Below are 9994 nucleotides of genomic sequence, written 5' to 3'. Positions count from 1 at the left end.
GAAGGAATTGAGAAGATTGAAAACAGTCACTTCGACGTGGTGCTGTGCGACATCAAGATGCCCAAGATGGATGGGCTGGAGGTGCTTAACAAGATCCAGGAGAAAGATCCGGATGCCACGGTTGTGATGATCTCTGGCCATGGGTCTATCGACACTGCCGTTGAAGCCATCAAGAAGGGCGCTTTTGATTTCATTTCCAAACCCCTCGACCTGAACCGTCTGCTGATCACCATCCGCAATGCGATGGACAAGACCCAACTGGTGACCGAAACCAGGGTCCTGAAACGCAAGGTGAGCAAAACCTACGAGATGATCGGCAACTCGGAGGCCATCCATAAGATCAAGGAGATGATCGAGCGCGTGGCTCCCACCGATGCCCGAATATTTATCACCGGGCAGAATGGCACGGGTAAGGAACTGGTAGCCCGATGGCTGCATGAATTGAGCAACCGTTCCAAAGGTCCCTTTATTGAAGTCAACTGTGCGGCCATCCCCTCAGAGCTGATCGAAAGCGAACTCTTTGGTCACGAAAAAGGTTCGTTCACCTCGGCCATCAAACAAAAGAAAGGCAATTTTGAATTGGCTAGCGGGGGAACCCTTTTCCTGGATGAGATCGGCGATATGAGCCTTGCAGCGCAGGCCAAGGTGCTCAGGGCCCTGCAGGAAAACAAGATCACACGTGTAGGGGGTGAAAAAGATATCCCGGTTGACGTAAGAGTGGTTGCGGCCACCAACAAAAACATTCACAAAGAGATCGAAAATGGCAATTTCAGGGAAGACCTTTACCACCGCCTGAGCGTTATTCTTATTCACGTCCCAACCCTGAATGAACGTACGGATGACATTCCACTGCTGGCCAATCATTTCCTGGAACAGGTTCTGGCTGAGCAGGGCATGGCCCCGAAAGCTTTTACAGAAGGGGCTTTTGATGCCCTGAAAAAGATTGAATGGACCGGCAATATCCGCGAGTTGCGTAACGTGGTGGAGCGGCTCGCCATCTTGTGCGACAAGGAAATCACCGGCAAAGATGTGGAAACCTTCGCACAACCCTTGAGCGCGGTAAAAAGGTGAGTTTTGGATTTTTTGGTTAAACCTTTGTTATTAAAACATACAATCCTTTCATAATCAATGAAGAAAATTTTTCCTGCATTTCTGTTATTTCTTTTGTTGCTTACCTTTTCCTTTTATGGGACATATGCGAGCAGTAAGACTAGACTGCCCTTAAACCCTAATAGCCGTATCACCGTTTTTCTTGATACAGAACGTTGGTTTGATGACGATTTTGTAAGGCAAGAAATTACTATTGTCAATTACGTTCGTGATCGTGAACAGGCCGATGTGCATATCATAGTGACCCGTCATGACGCAGGAACAGCAGGTACAAATTATGCCATTTCATTTATCGGCAACCGCTCGTTCATTGGAAAGAACCATGAATTTACCTATTGGGCTCCATCAACCAATTCAAGCGACGATACCCGACGCGGATATACAAATATTCTTAAAATAGGTTTAGTTCCCTATCTTGCTTCAACATCAGAAATTGAAAGGATACATGTAGATTTTTTAATGGACCAGGAAGACCTTTCAGAGATAGCTAAGGCATCCTTTGAAACTGATCCCTGGAAAAGCTGGGTGTTCGAATTATATGGGGGTGGAAACTTTGAGAAAGAAGAAAAACTCAGCCATTTTTCTTTCAGGACAGGTTTTTTTGCCGACAGAATAACAGCGGAATGGAAGATCAGGATAAGACCTTATTTTAATTTCAATAACAGCACCTATATTACCACTGAAGGAGATATTGTTAATTCAACACACAGGCACGGCTATTCAGCTTATGTAATTAAAAGCCTGAACAACCATTGGTCAATGGGGGTTTTTAGTTCAGGATTATCCAGTACTTTTCATAATATGGATCTTAGCCTAGACCTTGTTCCGGCCATTGAATGGAGCCTATTCCCTTACGATGAAGCTACCAGAAGGTCTGTAGTCCTTGCATACCGAATGGGATACGGTCACAATGACTATATGGAAACCACCATTTTTAGCAAGAATGAAGAATGGGTATGGACACAATCGCTTGAAGCCTCGGCCAGGTTTCAGCAACCCTGGGGCAATGTTCGGGCAGGTCTTACCGGTTCAAATTACTTTAATGATTTTTCAAAAAATCGGGTGCAGGTTTATACCAGCCTCAATTTAAGGATATTCCAGGGTTTTAGCCTAAACCTTTACGGAAACTATGAAATTATTAATGACCTGATTGCCATTCCGGCCGGTGACCTCTCGCTGGAAGAGATCCTGCTGGCACGATCACAACAAGCCACTTCTTACAGCATTTCAGGATCCATTGGGTTAAGCTATACTTTTGGCTCAAGGTACAGCGCTGCTTATAATCCAAGACTTTAATGAGCGGGAGATGTTTGTCGCAAGTCAGGATAAAAGGGAAAAAAAGAAGAAAGCGCTTTAATACCATAGCTTTAAGCGCTTACTGAAATAAAAACACTCCCTAAAATAATAAATTAAAAAGCCCGTCAGATCCTGGCGGGCTTTTTGTTATTTGGAAAATCAGTTCCTTATTCAGCCTTTGAATATTCCATTGCAGCATGGCGCTTGTAGGTTTCAAAACGCCATTTTGCATTTTCCTGGGCTGCTTTGAACAGTGCATCGGCTTCCTTGGGGAAGGCTTTCTTCAATGAGCTGTAGCGTACCTCAGAGGAAAGGAAGTCCTGGAACTTGCTCCAATCGGGTTCTTTCGAATCGAGCTGGAAGGGGTTCTTGCCTTCAGCTTCCAGCGCGGGGTTGTAACGATAGAGGTGCCAGTAACCCGCTTCGACTGCATCCTGGGTCTGCTGCTGGGATTTGCCCATCCCGGCACGGAGACCGTGATTAATACAAGGTGAATAGGCAATGATCAGTGAGGGTCCGGGATAAGCTTCAGCTTCGCGGATGGCCTTCAGGTATTGATTCTGATTGGCACCCATGGCCACCTGTGCAACGTAGACATAGCCATAGCTTAAGGCCATCATACCCAAGTCTTTTTTGCGGACCCGCTTACCTGAGGCAGCGAATTTGGCAATGGCGCCTATGGGGGTCGACTTGGAAGCCTGTCCACCGGTATTGGAGTAAACCTCGGTATCCATCACAAGGATATTCACATCCTCACCTGAAGCTATTACGTGGTCGAGGCCACCATAACCAATGTCGTAAGCCCAGCCATCACCACCGAAGATCCAGACAGATTTCTTCACCAGGTATTGCTTTAGGTCAAGGATTTGTTTGGCAATGGGGAGTTTTTCCTTTTCGAGGGCAGCCACCACTTTATCAGATGCCTCCTTTGACTTGAGGGCATCGTTCATACCTTCCAGCCAGAGTTTAAAGGCTTCTTTGGCATCTGCGCCCAGGTCTTCGTCGAGACCGATTTCCATCAGGCGGGCAATGCGTTCGCGAAGCTTTGTAACACCAGTAGCCATGCCAAAGCCATACTCGGCATTGTCTTCAAACAGGGAGTTGGCCCAAGCGGGACCGCGACCGTCCTTGTTGATGGTATAGGGGGTTGCGGGAGCCGAACCACCATAAATGGAGGAGCAACCTGTTGCATTTGCAATCATCATCCTGTCGCCATAAAGCTGAGTGATAAGCTTAATGTAAGGCGTTTCACCACAACCCGCACAAGCACCACTGAATTCAAATAGCGGTTGGGCAAACTGGCTGTTCTTCACAGACTGCTGCTTGTCAACGATGGTATCTTTATAGGTAACATTCTTAATGATCTTATCCCAGCGCTCATTTTCGTGCAACTGTGATTCAAGGGTTTCCATTACGAGCGCCTTTTCAGGGGCTGGGCATACGTCGACGCAGTTACCGCATCCGGTGCAATCGAGTGGGCTCACCTGCATGCGATATTTATAGCCGGCAAGTTTACCCTTGGTAATATCAAGCACAGGGGTGTCCTTGCCCACTTTTTCAAGTTCTTCGTCGGTCATCAGGAAAGGACGAATCACTGCGTGGGGGCAGACATAAGAACACTGATTACACTGGATGCAATTCTCCAGATGCCATTCAGGAACGTGGACTGCAATACCCCTTTTCTCGTATGCAGTAGTTCCTGCCGGGAAAGTACCATCTTCGCGGTCGAGGAATGCGCTAACCGGCAAGTCATCGCCTTTCTGGGCATTGATGGGGAATACTATATCACTGATAAAATCAGGAACATCCTTACGCTTTTCAGGCGCTTTCACTTTTACATCCTTCCAATCGGCTGGTACTTTAACGCGGATGACCTCTGATCCACCGCGATCAACAGCTGCATTGTTCATACGTACCACTTCTTCCCCCTTACGGCCATAGGTCTTATAAATGGCATCCTTCATTTCCTTCACGGCTTTATCGTAAGGAATCACTTCGGCCACTTTAAAGAAAGCCGACTGCATGATGGTGTTGGTACGGTTGCCCAGGCCAATGTCCTCTGCAATCTGGGTAGCATTGATGATGTAGAACTTAATCTCTTTTTCGGCCATATACTTCTTCATATGGTCGGGGATGCGGTTTTGGGTCTCTTCCACCTCCCAGATGGAGTTCAGCAGGAAAGTACCGCCTTTTTTCAGTCCCTTGAGCATATCGTACTTTTCGAGATACGCCGGAACGTGGCAGGCAACAAAATTAGCTGAGTTAATCAGGTAGGGCGAGCGGATGGGTGAATCCCCAAAACGAAGGTGGGATACGGTAATACCGCCTGATTTCTTGGAATCGTAACTAAAGTAACCCTGGGCATATTTATCGGTGGTATCACCAATGATCTTGATGGAGTTTTTGTTGGCACCTACAGTACCATCAGAACCCAAGCCGTAGAATTTGGCTGCATAGTTGCCTTTGGGAGAAACATCAATATCTTCCCCAACGGGCAGCGAATGGAATGTCACGTCGTCAACGATACCCACGGTAAACTGATTCTTGGGTTCGGCCATTTTCATATTATCGAACACCGCGATCATATGAGCAGGAATAGTGTCCTTAGAGCTCAGTCCATAGCGTCCACCAACAATAATGGGGGCATCTTTTTTGCCATAGAACAAGTCGCGTAAATCAAGGTAGAGGGGATCGCCATTGGCGCCGGGTTCCTTTGTACGGTCAAGGGCAGTGATACGCTTAACGGTTTTAGGCAAAACCTTGAAGAAATATTTAGCCGAAAAAGGCCTGTAAAGGTGTACGGAAATAAGCCCCACCTTTTCACCCTTTTCGATGAGATGGTCGATGGTTTCCTTTAAAGTTTCCGTAATGGATCCCATAGCGACGACAATATTCTCGGCATTGGCGGCACCGTAATAAGTAAAGGGATGGTACTCGCGTCCTGTTATTTTGGAGACTTCTTTCATATAATCTTCAACAATATCGGGAACGGCATCATAGAAGCGGTTGGCAGCTTCCCTCGATTGGAAATAGATGTCGGGGTTCTGTGCGGTACCGCGGGTTACGGGGTGCTCAGGGTTGAGGGCCCTGTCGCGGAATGCCTGAAGGGCCTCCACATCCATTAGTTTTGCCAGTTCTTCCTGATTGGCTTCTTCTACCTTCTGGATTTCGTGAGAAGTACGGAAACCATCGAAGAAGTGCAAGAAAGGAACCCTCGACTTTATGGCAGCCAGATGAGCCACTGGGGCTACATCCATGATCTCCTGGACACTACCGGTAGCCAAAAGGGCAAAGCCGGTCTGGCGAGTGCTCATCACATCAGAATGATCACCAAAGATGGATAAGGCTTGGGCGGCAAGGCTGCGGGCGGATACGTGGAACACGCCAGGGAGCAATTCGCCGGAGATTTTATACATATTGGGGATCATAAGCAGAAGGCCCTGAGAAGCGGTATAGGTGCTGGTAAGGGCACCGGACTGTAAAGAACCGTGAACTGCACCGGCGGCTCCGCCTTCCGACTGCATCTCTACCAGTTTCACTTCTTCGCCAAAAATGTTCTTGCGTCCGTGGGCTGCCCACTCGTCCACATTCTCTGCCATATTAGAAGAGGGGGTAATAGGATAGATAGCAGCAACTTCACTGAACATGTAAGCAACATGCGAGGCGGCGTGGTTACCGTCGCAAGTAATGAATTTTTTCTTTTTTGTCATATTTGCTTTATTTAAAAAGAGTCTTATTATAAGGCAGTTAGGATCAATGTTTCAACGGGGCAAAATTAGTAATTTTTACCCATAGAAACCTGCAACAACGGCTATTTATAACGATTCTACTTAAGCAGGAAAGGGAGCATTGTTAATCAAAAAACATCCAGGAGACCCCAAATTTAAAGGCAAATCCGGGCAGAGGATAAAAGGGGATGGCATAAACCTGGGGAAAATCAGGGATAAAGCTGGTAATGTTTTGTGCTTTCAGGAAGAAGCGGGTACGTTTTACCTTTATGGTTACAAAAGCATCGGCAAGGAAGGTGTGGTCGGTCTCAAACCCATCCTGGGCATAGAACTGACGCACCACCGGCATATATCCCATCGGCGTATAAGGACCATTATAAAAGAGGTCGAACCCCACGTTCAGATCCATCGCTTTTTTGAACAGAGAAAAGTCGAAAAACACCGAGTGGTAGCTGACAAGTTCTGGAAATTGCTCAAATTCCTGTTCGCCAACATACTGGTAAAGGACTTTATGCCTTGTCTGGAAAACGCCGATGCCTGCCTTCAGGCCAATTCCTGCCGAGAGCAGGCTAAAGGTACTTGTGTTTTGCTGAGGAAGGGCCTCGGGCCCAAGGTAGGCCATGTTTGATAACAGATAATAGTTCCCTTCCAGGGAAAGCCAGTTCGACTGATAAAGTAAACGGGCGTGTCCAATTTGTTGTTTTAAGAAGTCGTTCTCCCACGAAATATAATTCCCATAAAACCTGGAGAAAGAATAGGGCACTTCTTGCTGGTAGAAGGCCGCCTGCATGGAGATCTGATGCTTTTGAACAGGTTTGCCCAGATTGATTGAAGCACCAATCCCAAGGTCCTCGTCATTATAGCCCCCAAGGGTAAGGTGAGCAAAAGCTTTTCCCGAAAGAAAACGGGTTTGATCGCTCTCAAGCTCTACGCCTTGAATCACCTGGTTGAACTGTTCATTCTGCTGAAGATATTCCTGATCTGAAGTATCCGTCCCCTCCCCTTCCCCGGGAATTGTTTCCAGATACAACGGTTGTTTGATATCAACCAGTTGGTGCTTAAGAAAGATCGTAAAATTAAAGGGAAATTTCCCCCTGCCGCTTTTAAGGGGGAAGTTGGACCAACTGACCAGGTTCTGAATGGTATTGACAAAGGTGGAGTCGAAAGTAGAATTTGAGTTAAAAGGATCGGTTTCATAAAAGCCCACAGGAGGAAGAGGATCGTCGAAAACGTACGCCAGCCTACGCCAGGAAAATTCGTGATTGATACGCCCGAGATTGATAAAACGTCGTGTTTCCAATGTATCATTCTCAGCACCTCCGACATAGAACCCTGTCTGGTAAAAGTGATGGATGGTCAGGGCAGTCTCCCGGTGTCGCAACTGAGCTTCTGGTAAGTATACAAAATCGCTATTGACGTCTTCCTCAAAAGCAAGTCTGTCGGTCAATCCACCTCCCTCCTGGTTCTCAAAGCGGTTGCTGACAAAGCTTCCCAATGCCTGATAACGTTTGCTGGGCAATTGAAAATCAAGGGTTAAATAAATATTAGAGTTTCGGGAAGCTGTTTGCGTATAAAAACCAGGAGAATTAACTAACTGATAATTGAACCCGGCATGCAGGGTTTCATGAAACTTCTGGTTGTGGAGGGCATTGAATAATTGTTCGCGCTCGGATCCCATCACATAGAAGAGATCGGTATATACATGAACAGGCCGGTAAAACCGAAGCGATTCATGCTTGAAACGATATCCGGGGAAAAGTTCCTGGCTATGCAATTGAAATCCATGGCCAAGCTCAGGACTAAATTGCAGCAAACGGGTGATGTGCCCGGGGTTTCCCTTGTTCACAAAAAAGAATTCCGAACGGTAAACAAAATCATAAAGCTGAAAACCCGTAATGGTGGTATCGATAATGTTTGGCAAAGCTTCAAATGGGCTTTGCAATTGTTCCTCTGAATACCAGGGTACCTCAGAAGTGGGTTTTAGGGTATCGGCAGTTTGGCCCAGAATGGAGAAATGACCCAAAATCAGAAAAATAAAACAGGAGAAAGCCTTCAGACGCGACATAAGTAGTGTAAATAAGCTTCAGAAAATAACGGGCAATTTCCCTGAAAAATTTTGGTAAAGGTAAGCATTTAGCTTTTATTAAAACCTTTTCCCAAATACAGGGAGAAAACATACGCCCTTTAGCCTGTCGGATGAATTCTGAAAAAATATGCCGCTTCAATCTTCATTGCGGGTAAAAAGAAAAAATTTTTACCTTAGGGCTTACTTATGACTTGGACAAAAGAACATATATCAATATTGGCGATTGTTGCCATTACCTCGTTTATGGGAACCTTCCTTATATCGTCGGTGAATATTGCTTTACCAGCTATTGAGGCTGACTTTGGACTGAATGCCGTTAGCCTTAGCTGGATAGTAACTGGTTTTTTGCTGGCTTCTGCCATATTCTTGCTTCCAGTGGGCCGTTTAGCCGACTCGCAAGGCATCAGGAGGCTTTTCCGAATTGGGCTGATCATTTTCACTGTGACCTCCCTGTTGTGTGGCATTGCCCCCAACGGTCTCTCGCTGGTTTTTTTCCGTTTCTTGCAAGGAACCGGGGCTGCCTTGACCACAACCACAGGACCTGCCATCCTGGTTTCGGAATTCCCGGCGAAAGAGCGTGGAAGGGTGCTAGGCATTTCTGTATCAGGTGTTTATCTCGGACTTGCAACAGGACCTTTGTTTGGTGGTTTTTTAACGCAGGCCCTCGGATGGCGTTCCATTTTCTTTCTTTCCGTTTTTATGGGCCTGGGGTCAATTATTCTTGCCTATTTTTTTCTCGGCAGGGATGGGATATTGGGTGACCGCAAATATGTTAACCTAAAGGGCTTGCTATTTTATATGCCCGGATTGTTTCTGATGGTGTTTGGATCTTCCTGGATCCCTTCCATCACTGGGTGGATTATGATAGGCCTCGGGCTTTTCCTGCTGGTTGCTTTCTGGTTACATGAGGGAAAATCCATTGCCCCCATATTCGATACCCGTTTATTCTCTGAGAATAGATTGTTTACTTACTCAAATCTGGCTGCCCTGATCAATTATAGCGCAACCTATGCCATTGTATTTTTCCTTAGCCTGTACCTTCAGAAAATACAACTCCTTTCCCCCCGTGAGGCCGGAAGCGTGCTTATTGCACAACCGATTATGATGGCCATTTTTTCCCCGCTTGCCGGGCGATTGTCCGATCGGATTCAACCCCGATACCTGGCCACAATGGGCATGAGTATGTGCACCCTTGGATTAGCTGCCTTTGCTTTTATTGGGCCTGATACATCCCTTGGCGTTATCATTGCCATCCTGATTTTTGTTGGACTTGGGTTTGCATTGTTTTCCTCTCCCAACATGAATACCATCATGAGCTCTGTAAACCGTCAGCAATACGGTATTGCTTCAGGAACCTCTGCCACCATGCGGGTCCTTGGCCAAATGACCAGTATGACCATCGCCACAATTTTCTTTGCACTGCTATTTCAGGGAAAAAGTATCGCTGCGGTAAGCGATGACTTATTCCTTCAGGCCCAGTTTTGGGGATTCATTGCCTTTTCTGGAATTGGAACAACTGGAATCTATTTCTCTTTTAACAGGGGAAAAATGGCCCGGGATTAAAGAAAACGAGAAATATGCTAAAATAGTAAAAGAAGTATCGTGTTTTTTGTTGGTCCACCTTGAAACTTATATCCCGGGAAAATTCCTACTGACTTGTTGAGTGTTTTTCTTCCCTGAGCCTTCCCTCCACTGGACTATTGAAAGCCCTTTTCTGGCTGTATTAATTTATTACAATATCATAAAAAAAGCCCCAACCATAAGGAAGGGGCTT

The 9994-nt window shown here is 46.3% G+C and carries 5 protein-coding genes; 3 read left to right on the top strand and 2 right to left on the bottom strand.

Annotation, left to right across the window (positions count from 1 at the left end; all coding sequences use genetic code 11):
• Positions 1-1071 (top strand): sigma-54 dependent transcriptional regulator (locus V2I46_10170; protein MEE4177863.1); only part of this gene is annotated, 1071 nt, incomplete at its 5' end.
• A 57-nt stretch (positions 1072-1128) separates the two neighbouring features.
• Entirely contained in the window at positions 1129-2406 is a 1278-nt protein-coding gene (locus V2I46_10165; GenBank protein MEE4177862.1) for a hypothetical protein, read from the top strand.
• Positions 2407-2573: 167 nt separating this feature from the next.
• On the opposite strand, the gene nifJ is transcribed toward V2I46_10165, so the two are convergent.
• Positions 2574-6116 carry a pyruvate:ferredoxin (flavodoxin) oxidoreductase gene (gene nifJ / locus V2I46_10160; protein MEE4177861.1) on the bottom strand — a complete coding sequence of 1181 codons (3543 nt, stop codon included), beginning with the start codon at positions 6114-6116 and terminating at the stop codon, positions 2574-2576.
• 142 nt (positions 6117-6258) lie between these two features.
• The gene (locus V2I46_10155) at positions 6259-8199 is read right to left on the bottom strand and encodes a putative porin (protein ID MEE4177860.1); all 1941 of its coding nucleotides are present in this window, start codon (positions 8197-8199) and stop codon (positions 6259-6261) included.
• A gap of 207 nt (positions 8200-8406) precedes the next feature.
• Between V2I46_10155 and V2I46_10150 the strand changes: the two genes are divergently transcribed.
• Complete coding sequence (locus V2I46_10150) at positions 8407-9783, top strand: MFS transporter (GenBank protein ID MEE4177859.1); 1377 nt, start codon at positions 8407-8409, stop codon at positions 9781-9783.
• Positions 9784-9994: the final 211 nt, after the last annotated feature.

It is taken from the genome of Bacteroides sp., assembly GCA_036351255.1.
Lineage (GTDB): Bacteria > Bacteroidota > Bacteroidia > Bacteroidales > UBA7960 > UBA7960.
The sequence above is the reverse complement of the archived record's forward strand: the minus strand, read 5'-3'. Positions and strand labels throughout refer to the sequence as shown.